Genomic DNA, 18271 nt, shown 5'->3' with positions numbered 1-18271 from the left:
CTGGCGTTGCTCGCCTGCGGCCCGCCGATCATCGCGTCCGCGCAGGACCGTAGTGCTCCTGCCCGCCTTGAGGACCTGATCCCCGACAGTGCGGTTGACGATCCCGAGAACTGGGCGATCGAAAATGGCGACGCCTCGGCGCCCGAGGCCGAGCCGGTACTGGAGCCCGATTCGCCGATGGCCGAAATGCCGGGACTGACCGTCGAATGGCCCGAAGACCTCGACCTTCCCGAGCCCGAGCCGATCGCCGACGCGGAAAGCGAATCGCAGGACCAGGCTTTCGCCGAGCTCGAGGAAATCGGTGAGGAAGGCCGCGCCGATCGCGAGGCGCGCACCAACCAGGACATCGTGCGGATCGATGATCGCCTGATCATCGGCTTTCCCGACGATGCTGACGGCTTTCCCGAACGGACCGACTTCATTGCCCGCTTCAAGGCGCTTTCGACCATCGAGGAACTCGACGGCGATGAAGCCAGCGTCGCGCAGATCGCTCGCCGCGCGGAGGCGGATGAAGAACTGCTCGAGCGCCTGATGCGGATCTACGGCTATTACAACGCGCAGGTGCTCCGCACCATCGGCGCGCGGGAGCCGGGCGCGACCGATGTGGAGACCGAACCGCGGGTGCGCTTCGATATCCTCCCCGGCAAGCGGTACGTATTCGGCGCGATCGATCTGGGTTCGCTCGATGCCGCGCCCGACTATGAAGATTTGCGCGCGGCTTTCGACATCGTCAGCAGCCAGCCGCTCAACAGCGATCGGATCGTCAACGAACGGCGCGATCTCGATGTTGCGCTCGGCGAGACCGGCTATCCCTTCGCCGCGATCGAGGATCCGATCCTACTGGTCGATCATGACCGCGAAGAGGGCGATCTCACCATGCTGGTCGAACCCGGCGGCAAGTATGACTTCGGCGAGGTGACGAGCAGCCTGCCCAAGTTCCTGCCGGGCAAGCATCTCGAAACGATCGCCCGGTTCGAGCGCGGCGAAGTGTACCAGCGCAGCCTCGAGATGGATCTGCGGCGGGCCATCCTCGCCACCGGACTGGTATCCTCGGTCGCGATCACCCAGCGTCCAGTTACGGAACCCGAGGGCGATGAGCCGGGCGAGCTTGCGCTCGATGTCGAATTGCAGAAGGCCAAGCTGCGCACCATTGCCGGGGCGATTGGCTATGGCACCGAGGATGGCTTCAAGGTCGAGGCCAGTTGGGAGCATCGCAATTTCTTCCCGCCCGAGGGAGCGCTCAAGTTCCGCGCGATTGCGGGCACGAGGGAACAACTCGCCAGCGTCGGCTTCAAGCGCAATAATTTCCGCCGCCGGGACCAGGTTCTCACGGTCGACGCCTATGCCAGCAATATCGAGACCGACGCGGTCGAAGCGCGGTCGGTAGCCCTGCGGACGGGGTTCGAACGCCTGTCGAACCTGCTGTTCCAGAAGCCGTTCAGTTGGGCGGTTGGCGCCGAAGTGCTGTGGACCGACGAACGCAATCGCGTGGTCGGCGGCGTACCGCGGCCCCGCCGAGAGTACTTGATCGGCGGAGTGTTCGGCCGTGCCACGATCGACACCAGCGATTCGCTGCTCGATCCGAGCGAGGGTTACCGCCTAACCGCCTTCGTCGCGCCCGAAGTGTCGCAGGCGTTCGGTACCCAGACTTTCTACCTGCGCAACCAGCTCGACGCGACCTACTACCAGCCTGTCGGCGAGGGGATCGTGGTGGCGGGCCGGGGACGTTATGCCAGCGTGCTGGGCGCAGAGACTTTCGAGATCGCTCCATCCCGTCGGCTCTATTCGGGTGGCGGGGGATCGGTGCGCGGGTACGGCTATCAGGCGGTTGGCCCCCGCAATGATTTCGGCGAGCCGACCGGCGGACGCTCGCTCGTCGAGGCTTCCCTTGAAGCGCGGGTCGATACCGGGTTCTTCGACGGTGCGCTGCAGGTCGTGCCCTTCGTCGACATGGGTACGGTGGCGCTCGGCAGTACGCCCGACTTCCGCTTCATTAGCTGGGGCGTCGGCATGGGCGTACGCTACAAGACCGGCTTCGGTCCGATCCGGGTCGATGTCGGTGTGCCGCTCAACCGCAATCCCATGTTCGATAGCCCCGTGGCGGTCTACGTCAGCCTGGGTCAGGCCTTCTGATGGCCGAGGTCGAGATCATCGAGCCTCAAGAGGAAACGCCGCCGCGCAAGCGCAAGCGGCGCTGGGCCAAGCGGATCGGCTGGGCGCTCGCGATACTGCTGGCGCCCATGGTGTTGGCGTTGATCGCCATCAACTCGCCGTTCGGCAAACGGTTGATTGCCGACCAGATCGCGCAAGTCGCACCGGCGTCGGGTCTTCGCTTCACCGTCGGCCGGATCGACGGCGACCTCTATGGCGAGGCCGTGTTGCACGACGTGGTCGTTTACGATCCCAAGGGCGAGTTTCTCGTCATCCCGCGGGTCGAACTCGACTGGCGCCCGCTCGCCTGGCTCACCAGCGGACTCGACGTGCGCGAACTGTCGGCCAGGCGCGGAACGCTGAGCCGCTGGCCCGAGCTGCTGCCGGGCGATCCCGACGCCCCGATACTGCCCGATTTCGACATCCGCGTGGACAAGCTGGAGATCGACAATCTCACTATCGCGCCCGGCGTGGTGAATGATGAGGCGCAGCGTGTAGATATGACCGCCAAGGCCGATATCAGGGCGGGAAGGGTTTACCTCGATGCCGATGGCACGCTCGGGCGCGAAGACAAGCTCGCCCTGTTGCTTCATGCCGAGCCCGACGGCGATCGCTTCGACCTGGCGCTTGATTACCGTGCACCCAAGGGCGGCGTGATTGCCGGCATGATCGGCGCCGAAGAAGGGTATCGCGCACGCATCGAGGGCGATGGGACCTGGAGCAGGTGGCTGGGCCACGCGCTGGTCCAACGCCAGGACGAGCGCTTTGCCGCCTTCCGGATAACCAATCGCGCGGGCGAATACGGCATAGTCGGCCTGCTAGAACCCGAGGGCGTGTTCGAAGGGCTGCTGGGCCGTGCGTTGGGCAGCAAGGTCGCGCTGTCGGCGAAAGGGACTCTCGAGGATAGCGTTGTCGATGGGCGGTTCGAACTGGTCACTTCGGCGCTGGACGGCAATGGAGAAGGCGCTATCGACCTGGCCGACAATGCCTTTGACGGTCTGCGCGTCGAGGCAAGCCTGCTCGATCCGGAACTGTTCGGCGAAGGCCTCGCCCTCAGCGGTGCGCGCATCGACGCCACGCTCGACGGCGCTTTCCGCGACCTGTCGGCCGATCATCAACTGGCGGTGGGCGAACTGGTTTCCGGCGAAACGCAGTTGCTCGATCTCGCGCAGAGCGGAACTGCCCGATACGATGGCAGTCGCTGGACCGTACCGCTCGACGTCGATGTCGGCAGAGTAGTCAGCGGTAGCGACTGGATCGACCCGCGGCTGGTCGATGGCAGCCTTGAGGGGACGCTGCAATTGGTCGGCGATCGCCTCTTGGGCGACAATCTGCGGATTGCATTCCCCGGCTTGTCGGCGCGGCTGGCGCTGCGCGGCAATCTTGCGCAAGGCGCCTACGCACTCGCCGGACCGGTCGAAATGAGCGACCTCACGCTCGAAAATATCGGCGTGGCCGATGCCAATGCCAAGATCGTTTTCAAGACTGCGGGCGGTGCTTCGTGGAACCTGCGCGCCAACTTCGCCGGGCAGGTGACCGAGGTCAGTAACGCGACCATCGCCAACCTCGCCGGCCCGCGCATCCGCCTCAAGGGAGGAATCGGGATTGGCGGGAATGATCCGCTGACTTTCCGCGACGTTGATCTCGAGGCCGAGAAGCTCACCTTGCGCCTCGACGGGAGCGTGGCGGAGGGCCGCACCACGCTGGCTGGAAGTGGTCGCCACACGCAATACGGCCCCTTCACCATCGAGGCGGCGCTGGCTGCGGACGGTCCGCAGGCGGTGCTGGTGTTTTCCGATCCGCTACCTTCGGCCGGGCTGAAGGACGTGCGCGTGGCTCTTGCTCCCAGCGGTGACGGCTTTGCAATCGAGACCGCAGGGCAATCGATGCTGGGCGATTTCGCCGGCAACCTTGCGCTTGTCGCGCCCGCCGACGGACCGACGGTCATCGATATCTCCAGCTTGCGGGTTTGGAAGACCGACGTTTCGGGCCAACTCACGCTTGCCGAGGGCGGGGCAAGAGGCACTCTCGCGCTGGCGGGGGGAGGCCTCAATGGCAATATCGCGCTAGCGCCGAGGGGCGGAGGGCAGGGTTTCATCGTCGACCTCACGGCGCGCAATGCGAGGTTCGGGGGCGAAACAGCGATAGCCTTGGGTGAGGCAGATATAGACGCCGATATCCTTCTGGTAGACGGAAATAACCGGATCCAGGCGCAAATGACCGGGCGCGGTATCAGCTATGGCAATCTGTTCGTCGGCAGGCTCGAGGCCAGGGCCAATGTCACCAATGGCAAGGGCGATGTGGTGGCCTCGCTTTCCGGGCGCCGCGGCAGCCGCTTCAACATGTTGGTCGATGCCGACGTTACGCCGGATCAGGTTGCGGTGCTGATGCGCGGTCGCTTCTCGGGCGAGCGGATCACCATGCCGCGGCGCGCGGTCCTGACCAGGATGGATGGTGGCGGGTGGCGTCTTGCCCCTGCCCAGATCGGTTACGGCAGAGGGCGGGTGATTGCGGCAGGCGCTTTCGGCGGCGGCGAGACGGCGCTTGATCTCAAGCTGGCCAACATGCCGCTGTCGCTCGCCGACGTGCCGGTGCCCGACCTGGGGCTGGGCGGTACGATCAGCGGAGTGGTCGAGTTCCGCTCGACCGGGGGTGTCCCGCCCACCGGCTCGGCGCGGGTCAAGATCGACGATCTCACCCGTTCGGGCCTGGTGCTTTCCTCGCGCCCGGTCGACCTTGCGCTGGTCGCGAACCTCACCGCCAGCCGCCTCGAGGCGCGCGCCGCGATCGAGGACGAGGGCCGCCGCATCGGCAGGCTCCAGGCACGGATAACCGACCTGCCATCTGGCGGGCCGCTGTTCGACCGGCTGCAGGCGGGCAATCTCTTCGGGCAGCTCCGCTACCAGGGCGCAGCCGATGCGCTGTGGCGCCTTGCAGCGGTCGACGGTTTCGACCTGACCGGGCCGGTGGCCATCGCGGCGGACGTTACGGGATCGCTGGCGCAGCCGCGCGTGCGCGGTTCGCTCTCGAGCGACGACCTGCGGGTCCAGAGCTCGCTTTCGGGCACCGACATTCGCGAGGTGAAGGCGAAGGGCACTTTCATCGGCTCCCGCCTGCGGATCACCAGCTTCCGCGGCAAGGCGCCCAATGGCGGCACCATCACGGGCGGCGGGATCGTCGACCTGGCCGACCTCTCGCCGGGTCGCGGACCGGTGCTCGATCTCAAGGCCGCAGCCAAGAACGCACGCCTGCTCAATGCCAACGGGCTGTCCGCGACGGTGACCGGCCCGCTGCGGATCGTGTCCGACGGGGACGGCGGCACCATCGCCGGGCGCCTGCGGGTCGACCGCGCGAGCTGGTCGCTCGGCACTGCGGCCGAAGACGCGCGCCTGCCCAATGTCACTGTGCGCGAGATCAACATGCCGCCCGATATCGCCCCGCTGCGCGCACCGGGAGCACCATGGCGCTATCTTATCGACGCCACCGCGCGCAGCCGCATCGAAGTCGACGGCATGGGCCTCGACAGCGAATGGGGTGCCGACGTGCTCATTCGCGGCACGACCGAGGATCCGCGTATCGGCGGAAACGCGCGCGTGGTCCGCGGCGCCTACAGCTTTGCCGGCACTCGGTTCGAACTGACGCGCGGCAGGATCGAGTTCGACGAGAACGTGCCGATCGATCCGCGCCTCGATATCGAGGCCGAGACCGAGAAGGACGGGCTCAGCGTTACCGTCAACGTCACCGGCAATGCCCAGCAGCCCGAGATCACCTTTGCCTCGAACCCGGCCCTGCCCGAAGAGGAAATCCTCTCGCGGCTGCTGTTCGGCTCCTCGATCACCAACCTTTCGGCGACCGACGCGCTCCAGCTCGGCAGCGCTCTGGCCAGCCTGCGCGGCGGCGGAGGCATGGATCCGATCAACCAGCTGCGCAGCTCGATCGGGCTAGATCGGCTGCGCATCGTCGGGGCAGACCCGGCGCTCGACCGCGGGACGGGCGTCGCGCTTGGCAAGAACCTCGGCCGGCGGTTCTATGTCGAGATCATCACCGATGGCCGTGGATACAGTGCGACCGAGGTCGAATTCCGCATCACCAGCTGGCTTGCGCTGCTGGGAAGCGTTTCGACCATCGGCCGCAACAATGTCCTTGCCGAGGTCAGCAAGGACTATTGATCCGCGTGATTACCGTGCCGAGGGCGGGGCGCTAACCAGCCCGTCGAGCGGGATGACCACGCCGTTGCTGCCGATCAGCGCGCCGCCCGACATATGGGCCTGCGTGCCATTCGGACCCGATACGAGGATGGTATCGCCATCGAGCGTGAATTTGAGGTCGTCTTCACCGAAGCTGCGCACCGTTACCGGCCCGCCGTTGTCGGCAATGGCCTGCCTGATCGCCTCGGGCGTCAGCGCGCCGGGGATCATGTGCTCGCGCAACAGCGCTGCCACCACGGCGCCCTGGGCGTCATCGGAAAGCAACGCCTCGCCGCCTTCGAGACCCTCGAAAACCTCGTTGGTGGGTGCGAGCACGGTGTAGCTCGCCTGGCTGTCGAGGACGGTCGAAAGGCTGCTGTCCTTGAGTTCGCGCGCCAGGGTCGAGAACTTGCCGTCCTCGCCGATCAGCGCGGCAACGGTCTGCGACACCTTCTCCTGGGTCTCCATGTTCGCCTTGTCCGATGAAACATCGGTGCAGGCGGACAGGGCCATGAGGGACAAGGCGCCTATTGCGGCGAAGGCCGCTCGGGGGGTGTTGTAGGTCATGTCGGTCCTCGTCAGATGAGCATATCGATCGCCGCGGTGATCAGCGCGGTTTCCGGATCGATGCGGTAGATGTAACCATCCGAATAGCGATAATGCGCTTCGGGGCTGTCGTAGTACCGGTCGCGATAGGCGTAGGGTACGTTGTAAACGTCATACCCGCGCGGCATCGGCTGGCCGATCGTGAAATCGTCTCCCGTCAGCAGGGCGGCGACCGACATGATCGCGGCGCTTTCCGGGTCGACGCGATAGATCACGTTATCGGCATAGCGATAGCTGCCCGGCCCACCGAGGCTGTAGAAGTCGGTGTAGTAGCGCGGCAGTTCATAGGGCTGGTAGTAGTTCGGCCAGCTATTGCCGATCGACAGCGCGCCGCCGAGCAGCGGGATGTAGCCGGACAGGCCGCCTGCGCCGTAGCGCAGCAGATAGCCGTCATTGTAGAAGAACCTACCGTCGCGCAGGCCGCGCAGGCCGAAGAAATCGGGGCGGTAGTCCGAGTACATCTTCTTCGCCTGTCCAGGCGGAAGGCATCCGTTGCGCTTCTTCGCCAGGCCCGGCGGGCACCCGTCGATCACGCCGCGATTGACCCCCAGCGCTTCGCGCAGGAAGCCGCCGGCATAGTCGCCATCGCGCCACTCGCGGCCATCGTTCCAGTCTGGGCCGCGATCCTTGCCCCGATCCTTGCCGTTTCCGACGAAGACCGGCTTGTCGCTGCGGTCGTGCTGCGGCTTGAAATTGGGTCCACGGTCCTTGCCGCGATCGCCGCGATCGAGATTGGCGCGTTGCTTGTTGCCGCGCTCAGCCTGGTCGGATGGGCCGCGATCCTGCTTGCCGCGAGCCTTGTCGGGGCCGCCGCGATCGGCTTTGCCGCCGCCTTGCGACTGTGCGGCCGCAGCCGGTTTTCCTTTGCCGTTACCCTTGCCATTGCCCGGGTCGGCGTGGACGGGCATCGCGATCAATGCGAGCGCGGCCGTCCCTGCGAGCAATCTTAACATTTGAAATCTCCTTTGGCTGTGCAACGGGAAGGGGCCTTGTCTGGTTCCGGTTGCGCGCCATTCAGCCTTGTAAATAAAGGATCGCTTCCTCGCGCCGCCGCCTGACGAGCCCTTTGAGGACGCGGCCACCCGCCTTGTTCCAGCGGTGAAATTCTTCCGCCGCGCCGGCGTGATCGCCCGCGATATGCTTGCGCGTCAGCGTCGCGCGAAAGATCGCGCCGGTGTTGTAGTGAAAGCTGGTGAGGGCATCGAATTGCGACTGGCTGGTCGGTGCCTCGCCTACCGCCTGGGCGACTTCTGCAGCATAGCGCGCGAGGTCGCGCTCGAACCGGGCATCGCATTGCTCTTGCGTCCACACGGTGCCGGGGCCGATCCGGCCGCCGTGGAAATGGTCGGGGCCGGTCGCGCCCCAGCCGATGGTCCATGGCTCGCCGCCGGTCCCGGGATCGGGGTAGGCTTCGACCAGCCCGTCGCGGCGCAGGCGGGCGCAGCCTTCGAACCGCTTGATCAGCGCTATTCCGGCTGGCCCGATGGATCCAGGTTTCGCGCGAGGATCCTGAACCGATGGAACACTTGGAACACGGTCCTGGGTGCAATTCTCGAGCTCATCGATGACCCGGTCGAGCGCTTCGACCTCGGACTGGCGGAAGCCGCGCCGTAGCATGGTGCGGACGGTATCGAAGATGGACTTGCGGACGTCTTGTGCGGTCATGGGGTGGCCTCGGTTGGTGATGACGGAAGGCCAGTGGATTAGGCAGAATTGGTGCGAGTAGGAAAATGTCTGGAGGTAGGTGGAAAGCGGACGTCTATCGAGTTTCCGCTCTTCGTCATTCCCGCGAACGCGGGAATCCACTATCAAGCCTTTGATGTATAGTGATTTCCAGCCAACCGTCTATCTGCTCGCTTCAGCCTTCAATGGCACGCTCTACCTGGGTGTCACCTCGCAATTACTTCAACGTATCGCTCAGCATCGCAACGGCGAGACCGAGTGATTGCCCAGTAGATATGGCGTGCGCAGGCTCGTTTGGTTCGAGCAGCATTCAACCATGGAGCATGCGATCCGGCGCGAGAAACAGCTCAAGAAATGGCGTCGCGCGTGGAAAATCCAATTGATCGAGGAAGGGAACCCGAGATGGCGCGACCTTGCGGAAGATCTTGGGTTCGAGGCCATGCCCTCGGATGGATTCCCGCTTTCGCGGGAATGACGATATTGAGATGGTGCAGGAACGTCCGCAATCGGGTCGATCGTGGCCTCTCTATCGGGCGGCCCTACCTCAGCGGAATCTCTCTCGCGTCACCATCGCCGCCAGCCGCTTGTCGGGCCGGATCGGCTTATCGCAGCAGCAGGAAACCGGTGTAGCCTGCGAAGACAGCCAGCAGCAGCGCACCTTCCCAGCGGGTGATCTTCCAGCCGCTGCGGAGCTGCACCAGCAGCAGCGCGGTGACCCCGGCCAGCACCCAGATGTCGAAGTGGACGATTTCGGCCGGCACCTCGAGCGGATGGATGATCGCGGTGATGCCGAGGATACCGAGCACGTTGTAGATGTTCGAGCCGACGACATTGCCGAGCGCCACCTCCGGATGCTTGCGCCACACCGCGATGACGCAGGCGATCAACTCGGGCAGCGAAGTCCCGATCGCCACGATCGTCAGCCCGATCACCGCTTCCGACAGGCCTGCCGCGCTCGCCAGTTCAACCGCCCCTGCGACCAGCAGGCGCGCGCCGACGATCGCCGCGACGAGGCCCGCCGCGATCATCGCTGCGAGGATCCAGCCGTTGTGGCTGCGCGGCATGGTGTCGGCGAGTTCGGCGACGTGCCGTTCGCCTTCCGGATCGCCCGCTTCGCGCTCCGACAGATAGGCCCACACGACATAGCCAACCATCGCGGCGAGCAGGACGAGCCCCGCCACCGCGCCGATCGTCCCGAGCATGACGGCGATAATGCAGAGCACGGTCGAGACGACCAGCGCCAGCGCGTCGCGCGCAAAGGCTTCGCGCCGGATCGCCAGCGGCAGGATCACGGCCGAGACGCCGAGGATCAGCAGGATGTTGGCGATGTTCGATCCGATGACATTGCCGAGTGCCAGGCCGGGCGCGCCGGCGAAGGCGGCCTGGATGCTGGTCGCCAGCTCGGGCGTCGAAGTGCCGAAGCCGACGATGGTCAAGCCGGCCAGCAGCGGCGAGATCCGCAGCACCTGCGACATGCCGACGGCGCCGCGCACCAGCAGTTCGCCGCCAATGGCAAGCAGGGCGAGGCCGCCGAGAACGAGAATGAGGGTCACGAAGAATCCTGCCGGGCGAATTGCAAGCAATCCCGCCGACATCACGAATGCGCCGGAAGCATTCGCCAGAGGGGCCCGGTGGTGGTGGTCAAATAGATGTTCTTGCGAAAAGTTCCAGCGTGATCAGCAGCCAACACGGAAAAGGGGCCCAGCCTTGCGACCGAGCCCCCGTATCGGCGCCTACGCAGCGCGCCGACATGTGCAAGGATTACGCGCTGTAATACATGTCGAATTCGACCGGGCAGGGGGTCGTTTCCATGCGGACGACTTCTTCCCACTTGAGCTCGATATAGGCGTCGATCTGGTCCTTGGTGAAGACATCGCCCTTCAGCAGGAACTCGTGGTCGGCCTCGAGGCTTTCGAGCGCTTCGCGCAGTGACCCGCAGACGGTCGGAACCTCGGCCAGCTCTGCCGGGGGCAGGTCGTAGAGGTTCTTGTCCATCGCTTCGCCCGGGTGGATCTTGTTCTGGATCCCGTCGAGCCCGGCCATCAGTAGCGCGGCATAGGCGAGGTAAGGGTTCGCCATCGCGTCCGGGAAGCGGAATTCCACGCGCTTGGCCTTGTCGCCCGCGCCATAGGGGATGCGGCACGAGGCCGAGCGGTTGCGCGCCGAATAGGCGAGCAGCACCGGAGCCTCGAAGCCCGGCACCAGCCGCTTGTAGCTGTTGGTGGTCGGGTTGGTGAAGGCGTTCAATGCCTTGGCATGCTTGATGACGCCGCCGATGTAATAGAGGCAGTTTTCCGACAGGCCGGCATATTCGTTGCCGGCGAAGGTCGGCTTGCCGCCATCCCAGATCGACATGTGGGTGTGCATGCCGGAGCCGTTATCTTCCTTGATCGGCTTGGGCATGAAGGTCGCGGTCTTGCCATAGGCATGGGCGACCTGGTGCACGACATACTTGTAGATCTGCATCTCGTCGGCGGTCTTGACCAGGGTCGAGAAGGTCAGGCCGAGCTCGTGCTGGGCCGCGGCAACTTCGTGGTGGTGCTTGTCGCAGTTGAGGCCCATCTCGATCATGGTGGCGACCATCTCGCCGCGGATGTCGACCGCGCTGTCGACCGGAGCGACGGGGAAATAGCCACCCTTGGCGCGCGGGCGATGGCCCATGTTGCCGGCTTCATATTCCTTGCCGCTGTTGGTCGGCAGTTCGATGTCGTCGATGGCAAAGCCCGAACCGGCATAGCCGTCTTCGAAGCGGACATCGTCGAACATGAAGAACTCGGCTTCGGGGCCGACATAGATAGTGTCGCCGATGCCGGTCGTCTTGAGATAGTTCTCGGCCCGCTTGGCAGTGGTGCGCGGGTCGCGGCCGTACCAGTCGCCGGTCGAAGGCTCGACGATGTCGCAGAACAGGATCATCATCGGGGTCGCGCTGAACGGATCGATATAGGCGCGTTCGAGATCGGGCTTGAGGATCATGTCCGACTCGTTGATCACCTTCCATCCGGCAATCGACGAACCGTCGAACATCAGGCCGTCTTCCAGCTCATCCTCGCCCATCACGCCGGCCACCATCGTCAGATGCTGCCACTTGCCCTTGGGGTCGGTGAAGCGGAGGTCCACCCACTCGATCTCGTTCTCCTTGATCTGCTTGAGAACGTCTTTGGCCTTGCTCATTGGTAGTTAGCCTCCAGCTAGTCTTGCTTTTCGATGCCCGGGGTTGCGGGCGGGTTCGGAGAAATTGCGGCGATCGGATCGCCCATGATCAGATTGCGTCGTCGTCCTTCTCGCCGGTGCGGATGCGCAGCGCGCTTTCGATCGCGGTGACGAAGATCTTGCCGTCGCCGATCCGGCCGGTTTGCGCGGCAGCGGCGATGGCCTCGACCACGCGTTCGGCGATCGCGTCGGTCACGACGACTTCGAGCTTCACCTTGGGCAGGAAGTCGACGACATATTCGGCGCCGCGATACAGCTCGGTGTGGCCCTTCTGGCGACCGAACCCCTTGGCCTCGGTCACGGTGATGCCGGATACGCCGATCTCGTGCAGCGCCTCCTTCACCTCGTCGAGCTTGAAGGGTTTGATGATCGCTTCGATTTTCTTCATGTGGCTCTCGATCCCTGCACAACTTGCCGACACGGAGGAGGGCTATGTCCCCACCCGGCCGGCGCACTGTTTATGCAATGGATGAGATCAAGAATTGTGCCAAATCAAAAGGCACGGATTTCTGCGGGTTTCGTGGCGGCGTGCCGCGAGCCCGTGCCTAATTGGAATCCAGCGCGTGCCCAATATTTAGGCAGTGAGGTTAAGCCCCGCGGTTTCGGGCAGTCCGCACATCAGGTTGAGGCTCTGAACCGCCGCGCCGCTGGCACCCTTGCCGAGGTTGTCGAGCCGCGCGATGAGCCGCGCCTGAGCTCCGTCCGCTGCTCCGAACACGAACAGTTCCAATCCGTCCCAGGCTGCGGCGTCGGTCGACAGCAGGAGCTCGCCCGGCTGGTCGGCGAGCGAGTGGACCGAAACGATCTCGGACCCGGAGTAGAAGGCGCTCAGCGCAGCGTGCAATTCGCCTCCGGTCGCGCTGACCTTCATGGCGGCGAGCGGCAGCGGGACGTCCACCACCATCCCGCGCATTGCCGGGATCACGCTGGGCGAGAAAACCGGCTCATGCGTGAGGCCGGCGTACTTGCGCATCTCGGGCAGGTGCTTGTGCCCGAGGCCAAGGCCATAGGCGCGAAAGCCGATGCTGGGGTCGCCCTCGAACCGCTCGATCAGCGCTTTGCCGCCGCCCGAAAAGCCGCTCACCGCATTGACGGTGTAGGGCCAATCGGCGGGCAGCAGGCCCGCGCGCACCAGCGGCGCGACGAGCGCGAGGAAGCCGGTCGGATAGCACCCCGGATTCGAAACGCGGTGGGCACTCGCCACGGCATCGCGCCCGACCAGCTCGGGAAAGCCATAGGTCCACCCTTCGGCCACGCGGTGCGCCGTCGAGGCGTCGATAAAGCGCGTGTCGGAACCCTCGGCCAGCGCCACAGCCTCGCGCGCGGCATCGTCGGGCAGGCACAGGATCGCGACATCCGCAGCGTGGAGCGCGTCGCGGCGCGCGGCCTCGCTCTTGCGCTCGTCATCGCCCAGCACGATCAGTTCGAACTCGCTGCGTCCCGCGAGCCGATCGTGGATCTCGATGCCGGTGGTCCCGGCAGCGCCGTCGATGAAAACCCTGTGAGCCATGGGCCGCGCCTATCAGGCAGAAGCGGGCGCGAGGCAATCACCTTTTAGATATCCCGAGGGGCCCTCCGGCCCGACGCAGCCCCATACCCAGTCGCCCGCGACGTCGAGCAGTTCGAAGCGCGAACCTGGCTCAAGCGTGGTGAAAACCTCGCTGTCGTCGCGCGGCTGGAGGTGCAGCCCACCGCCCTGGCCACCGATCTCGCGGATATGCGGCACCACGTAATGCGCGGCGAGATATGTGCCCGCGAGCGCGATATGCGCGAGGTCGCCCCGCAGCGGCAGCGTGCCGGGTTTCGGGCGCGACCGAGGCCCCGCCAGGCACAGCGGGCCATCGGGAACCTGATATTCTGCGCTGCCGTTCACTTCGGCATTTTCCCCTGTCATATGCGACCCGAGATTCTCGGACTGCGGCGCCGCTTATACGTGCAATTGCTTTCCGGCAAGTTAGCCCGGCGCGCCTTATTCGCCAGCGTATCGTGCACGCAACATGTGGAAAGCTGCGCGCACGCCATAGGCCGCACCGCACTTGGGCCGACCGGGCTTGGGCGCAGGACGCCAGGCGAAGGTATCGAAATGCGCCCAGTCGATGCCGTCGCCGACGAACTTGTCGAGGAACAGGCCGGCGACGCTCGCCCCGGCAAAGCCATTGCTTTGCGCGTTGTTGGTGTCGGCGATGTCGGAGGCGAGGTATTCGCCATAGGCCTCGTAGAGCGGCAGGCGCCATGTCTCGTCGTCATGCGCCTTGCCGGCGTTGACCAACGCTTCGGCAGTCTCGTCCCTGCGCGTCATCAGGGCGGGCAGGTCGGGACCGAGCGCCACGCGCGCAGCGCCTGTCAGCGTGGCGAAATCGATCACGAAATCGGGCTCCTGCTCGCTGGCAAGGGTCAGTGCGTCGCCGAGGATAAGGCGCCCTTCGGCATCGGTGTTGCCGATTTCGACCGTCAGCCCCTGGCGGCTCTTGAGGACATCGCCGGGACGGAAGGCGTTGCCCGCGATGGCATTCTCGACCGCCGGCACGATCAGGTGCAGCCGCACGGGCAGCCGTGCCTCCATCACCAGTCCGGCGAGCGCGATTGCATGCGCGGCGCCGCCCATGTCCTTCTTCATCAGCTTCATGCCCGCTGCCGATTTGACGTCGAGACCGCCCGAATCGAAGGTGACCCCCTTGCCGACGATGGCGAGCACCGGGTCCTTGTCCTTGCCTCCCGAACGTGCCCAAGTGAGGTGCATCAGCCGCGGGGCATGCTGGCGCGCGGCGGCGCGACCCACGGCATGGACCATCGGGAAATCGGTTTCGAGGCTGTCGCCCTTGATCGTCTTGAGCTTGCCGCCATGCGCCTTGGCGAGCTTCTCGCATTCGGCCTCGAGGTCGGCCGGGCCCATGTCTTCGGCCGGGGTGTTGACCAGATCGCACACCAGCTTGACCGCCCGCGCCTCGGCGATGGCCGGGTCGATCTTCTTTACTTCCTTGGTCAGCAGCACGCGGGGGCCGGTCGCCTTGTCGTCGTCCATATAGCGGGCAAAGCGATACTGGCCGGTCTGCCAGCCATGCAGCGCGGGGCCGGGTTCGCCCTCGGCCCGGCGATAGCTGCCTTCGGGCAGCGTCTCGGCCAGCTTGGCCATGCACCAGCTCGACAGCTCGTCAGGGTTCGCGACCCCGCCGACCGCGAACCAGCCATCGCCGTCGGGAACGATCGCGACCTGGTATCCGCTGCCATCAAACTTCTGCGCGGCGAGCGCGGCGCGCTGTCCGGCGCTGAGCTTCTTCGCCCAGCCTTCGAAATTGTCCTTGTTGACGAGATGGATGGCAATTGCATCCTGCCCGCGATCCGGCTGGATTAGGTCGGTCTTGTCGGTCATATATGTCCCATAGAGGCGATCGATCGCCAGTCACATGGAGATTACGGACGGTGCGCGCAATGTTTCCGATAATCGCAGTCGCTTGCCTCGCCGCTTGTTCGGCCGTGGAGGAGGACGAGGCTCTGCCCGCCGCGGCGGCCAAGACAGCCACGGCACAGGCAACCGCCAGCGCGGCATCGCCCGCAGAGGGCGTGAGTTTTTCCCGCTCGCAGGAGGATGGCGGCGCCAGCTGGGAGTTCAAGTACAGCTGGCCGGCGGAAGTCGCCGCGCGTCCTGAACTCGCCAGGAAGCTTGAGGCCGAACGGACCAAGCTGCTGGCGGAAGAACAGGCAGGATGGCTCGAAACGAAGGAGTATTGCCCGGAAGATTCGGTCTCGTGCCGCAGCCGCAGCCTGCAGAAGGACTGGAAGAAGGTTGCAGAGATCCCGGGCTGGCTCAGCCTCTCCGCCGATATCTATGCCTATACCGGCGGCGCGCACGGCAATTCGGGCTTCGCTGCAATGGTGTGGGACGACCGGAACGCGCAGGGAATGGAGCCGGTGGCGATGTTCAAGACGCCCTCCGCGCTCGAGCAGGCGTTTGGCGGCAAGCATTGCGCCGCGCTCAACAAGGAGCGCGAGAAGCGACGCGGCATGCCGGTCATCCCTGTCGATGATGGTGGCTTCGATTCCTGCCCCAAGATCGACGAATTCGTGGTGATTGTCGGTTCGTCCGATGGCGAGAAATTCGACCGGATCGGCTTGCTCGCCGCTCCCTATGTCGCGGGTCCCTATGCGGAAGGTAGCTACGAGGTGACCTTGCCTGTCGATGCCGCGATCATCGCCGCAGTCAAACCTGAATATTCGGGGCTTTTCGGGGCCGGGCGCTGATCCGCTCGCATTTCGCGGCAATCGGCATTAAATAGGCCCCATGCATCAGTACCAGACCATCGAAGGCAACCAGACCGTCTATCGCGACGGCACAATCAAGCTGCACGGGCCCGACGGGTTCGACGGCATGCGCAAGGCCGGGCGCCTCGCTGCCGAAATCCTCGACGAGCTGACCACATTCGTCCAGCCCGGGGTCACTACCGGCGAGATCGACGACAAGGTGCGCGGCATGATGCTCGATGCCGGGGCGGTTCCGGCGACGCTCGGCTATCGCGGCTATACGCATAGCTGCTGCACCTCGATCAACCACGTCATCTGCCACGGAATCCCCGGCGACAAGGCGCTGAAGGATGGCGACATCGTCAATATCGACGTCACCCCGCTGCTCGACGGCTGGCATGGCGATACCAGCCGCATGTATTACGCGGGCGAGCCGCCGCTCAAGGCGACTCGGCTGGTCGACGTCACCTATGAATGCCTGATGCTGGGGATCGAGGCGGCGTCGAAACCCGGCGCGCGGCTCGGCGATATCGGCGCGGCGATCGAGGCGCATGCGCGCCAGTTCCGCTATGGCGTCGTCCGCGAGTTCTGCGGCCACGGTCTCGGCCGCCTGTTCCACGACGCGCCCGAAGTGGTGCATGCCGCCAAGGCCGGGACCGGTCCCGAACTCAAGCCCGGCATGTTCTTCACCATCGAGCCGATGATCAATCTCGGCAAGCCCTGGGCAAAGATCCTCGGCGACGGCTGGACCGCGGTGACCCGCGACAAGTCGCTATCGGCGCAATTCGAGCATTCGATCGGCATCACCGAGAACGGCGTCGAGATTTTTACCGAAAGCCCCAAGGGCCTGCACCAGCCGCCTTACGGCTAACCCTCCCGCGCGGCCCTGATCGCAGCGCCAGCCGCAAAGGGCGCAATCGCCACTAGCACCAAGCTGATCGCTCCGGCGAAGCCAATGCTGGCGACGTCGCCGCGGGCGAGGGCTCCTGCGCCGAAGATCAGGATCGGCAGGGCGAGCGGGATCAACAGCAGGCCAGACAGCGCTGCGCCGGCTCTCAGCGATGCGGTGAGCGCAGCGATGATCAGCCCGATTGCGGCGAGGCCCGGCGTACCCGCCAGCAGGCCGAGCAGCAGCAGGCGCAATGTCTCGCCCTGAAGGTTGAGCAGGGCAGCCGCAGGAAAGGTCGCCAGGATCAGCAGCGGCCCGAAGCTGAGCCAATGCGCCAGCAGCCGTGCGGCCATCGCCAGTTCCTCGGCCACCCCGCGGAGCTTGAGCTGGTCGAACATGCCGAGGTTGATGTCCTCCTGGACCAGCCGATCGAGCGGGAGGATGGCGGCAAGCAGCGCGGCGATCCACACCACCCCGCCGCCGGTGCGCGCCAGCAGGTTTGCGTCCGGCCCGACCGCGAAGGGATAGAGCATCGCCACAGCGAGGAAGAACAGCAGGGGCAGGCTCGCCGCACCGCTCCCGGCAAAGGGGAACAGACGCCCGAGGTCGCGGCGGAGGAGGGCGCCGATCATGCGGCAAACTCCTCGAGCGCGAGCGTTTGCAATCCTGCCAGGGCAACCGGCTGGTGCGAGGCGATCACCGTGACGCCGCCATTCGCGGCATGCGCCCCGACCAGTTCCAACACCTTCGCCTGCGCGGCGGTGTCGAGCCCGTTCAATGGCTCGTCGAGCAGCCAGATCGGCACCTGCTGCGCCAGCAGGCGCGCGAGCGCCGCACGCTTGCGCTGCCCGGTCGAAAGATAGCGCACCGGGATATCGAGCAATTCGCTGAGGCCCATCGCCGCGAGGTTGGCCGACTGGTCATGCGCCCCGTCGATCCGCTGCCAGAAACCAAGCGCCTTGCCGAGCGGCAGCTCGGGATCGAGCGCCGGTCGTTCATCGACCAGCCCGATTGCGCCATCGCTCTCGACATTTCCGCCATAGGGACTGAGCAGCCCCGCCATGATCCGCAGCAGGCTCGACTTGCCGATCCCGTTCGCGCCGGTGACATGGAGCAGGCCGCCCGGCCCCAGCGCCAGCGACAATCCGCGAAACAGCACGCGGTCGCCCCTGCGGCAGGCGAGATCGGTCGCGGAGAGACGGGCTGGCATCGCGCGCAGCGATAGAGCCTCGCATCGGCCGCGCCAAGTGCAGGATTCCGCTTGTCATGTGGCCCGCGGCCACGCATTTCGGGCGGCGTGCTATCC

General features: G+C 65.4%; 15 protein-coding genes and 1 pseudogene. 5 read left to right on the top strand and 11 right to left on the bottom strand.

The window, feature by feature from the left end:
* The first annotated feature begins 6 nt into the window (after positions 1-6).
* Both P7228_RS02855 and P7228_RS02850 read left to right on the top strand, forming a co-directional pair.
* Positions 7-2133 carry an autotransporter assembly complex protein TamA gene (locus P7228_RS02855; protein ID WP_278016715.1) on the top strand — a complete coding sequence of 709 codons (2127 nt, stop codon included), beginning with the start codon at positions 7-9 and terminating at the stop codon, positions 2131-2133.
* Positions 2133-6320 carry a translocation/assembly module TamB domain-containing protein gene (locus tag P7228_RS02850; protein ID WP_278016714.1) on the top strand — a complete coding sequence of 1396 codons (4188 nt, stop codon included), beginning with the start codon at positions 2133-2135 and terminating at the stop codon, positions 6318-6320. The genes P7228_RS02855 and P7228_RS02850 overlap by 1 nt, the downstream gene beginning before the upstream one ends.
* A gap of 9 nt (positions 6321-6329) precedes the next feature.
* Here the strand turns inward: P7228_RS02850 and P7228_RS02845 are convergent, their stop codons facing one another.
* The 3 genes from P7228_RS02845 to P7228_RS02835 all read right to left on the bottom strand — a co-directional run bounded on the left by P7228_RS02845 (position 6330) and on the right by P7228_RS02835 (position 8609).
* Positions 6330-6905, bottom strand: coding sequence for a fasciclin domain-containing protein (locus P7228_RS02845; protein WP_278016713.1), 576 nt, complete (start codon positions 6903-6905; stop codon positions 6330-6332).
* Positions 6906-6916: 11 nt separating this feature from the next.
* On the bottom strand, positions 6917-7897 hold the full coding sequence (locus P7228_RS02840; RefSeq protein ID WP_278016712.1) for a hypothetical protein: 981 nt from the start codon (positions 7895-7897) through the stop codon (positions 6917-6919).
* 61 nt (positions 7898-7958) lie between these two features.
* Positions 7959-8609 (bottom strand): lysozyme, encoded by a 651-nt coding sequence (locus P7228_RS02835; protein WP_278016711.1) that lies wholly within the window; start codon positions 8607-8609, stop codon positions 7959-7961.
* A 154-nt stretch (positions 8610-8763) separates the two neighbouring features.
* Between P7228_RS02835 and P7228_RS02830 the strand changes: the two are divergent.
* Positions 8764-9102: pseudogene (locus P7228_RS02830) on the top strand (GIY-YIG nuclease family protein).
* Between the two features lie 127 nt (positions 9103-9229).
* On the opposite strand, the gene P7228_RS02825 reads toward P7228_RS02830, so the two are convergent.
* From P7228_RS02825 to P7228_RS02800, 6 genes are all read right to left on the bottom strand, one after another.
* On the bottom strand, positions 9230-10180 hold the full coding sequence (locus P7228_RS02825) for a calcium/sodium antiporter (RefSeq protein ID WP_278016710.1): 951 nt from the start codon (positions 10178-10180) through the stop codon (positions 9230-9232).
* A 208-nt stretch (positions 10181-10388) separates the two neighbouring features.
* Positions 10389-11798, bottom strand: coding sequence for a type I glutamate--ammonia ligase (gene glnA, locus P7228_RS02820; protein ID WP_278016709.1), 1410 nt, complete (start codon positions 11796-11798; stop codon positions 10389-10391).
* Positions 11799-11886: 88 nt separating this feature from the next.
* A complete protein-coding gene (locus P7228_RS02815) occupies positions 11887-12225 on the bottom strand; it encodes a P-II family nitrogen regulator (RefSeq protein ID WP_278016708.1) in 339 nt (112 codons plus the stop codon).
* A gap of 186 nt (positions 12226-12411) precedes the next feature.
* Entirely contained in the window at positions 12412-13347 is a 936-nt protein-coding gene (argC, locus tag P7228_RS02810; protein ID WP_278016707.1) for an N-acetyl-gamma-glutamyl-phosphate reductase, read from the bottom strand.
* A 12-nt stretch (positions 13348-13359) separates the two neighbouring features.
* Positions 13360-13731: a hypothetical protein gene (locus P7228_RS02805; protein WP_278016706.1), complete on the bottom strand. Its 372-nt coding sequence runs from the start codon at positions 13729-13731 to the stop codon at positions 13360-13362.
* Positions 13732-13806: 75 nt separating this feature from the next.
* Positions 13807-15207, bottom strand: coding sequence for a leucyl aminopeptidase family protein (locus tag P7228_RS02800; RefSeq protein WP_278016705.1), 1401 nt, complete (start codon positions 15205-15207; stop codon positions 13807-13809).
* A 59-nt stretch (positions 15208-15266) separates the two neighbouring features.
* Between P7228_RS02800 and P7228_RS02795 the strand changes: the two genes are divergently transcribed.
* Positions 15267-16076 (top strand): DUF4163 domain-containing protein, encoded by an 810-nt coding sequence (locus P7228_RS02795; RefSeq protein ID WP_278016704.1) that lies wholly within the window; start codon positions 15267-15269, stop codon positions 16074-16076.
* Positions 16077-16116: 40 nt separating this feature from the next.
* A complete protein-coding gene (gene map / locus P7228_RS02790; protein ID WP_278016703.1) occupies positions 16117-16947 on the top strand; it encodes a type I methionyl aminopeptidase in 831 nt (276 codons plus the stop codon).
* Here map and P7228_RS02785 read toward each other — a convergent pair.
* Together P7228_RS02785 and ccmA are read right to left on the bottom strand one after the other, a co-directional pair.
* Positions 16944-17597: a heme exporter protein CcmB gene (locus P7228_RS02785; protein ID WP_278016702.1), complete on the bottom strand. Its 654-nt coding sequence runs from the start codon at positions 17595-17597 to the stop codon at positions 16944-16946. The two genes, map and P7228_RS02785, sit on opposite strands and share 4 nt — an antisense overlap.
* On the bottom strand, positions 17594-18175 hold the full coding sequence (gene ccmA, locus P7228_RS02780; RefSeq protein ID WP_278016701.1) for a heme ABC exporter ATP-binding protein CcmA: 582 nt from the start codon (positions 18173-18175) through the stop codon (positions 17594-17596). Before ccmA ends, P7228_RS02785 begins: the two co-directional genes overlap by 4 nt.
* Positions 18176-18271 lie beyond the last annotated feature (96 nt).

This window comes from Altererythrobacter sp. CAU 1644 (assembly GCF_029623755.1).
Taxonomy (GTDB): Bacteria; Pseudomonadota; Alphaproteobacteria; order Sphingomonadales; family Sphingomonadaceae; genus Erythrobacter; species Erythrobacter arenosus.
This window is presented reverse-complemented; position numbering and strand designations above follow the sequence as displayed.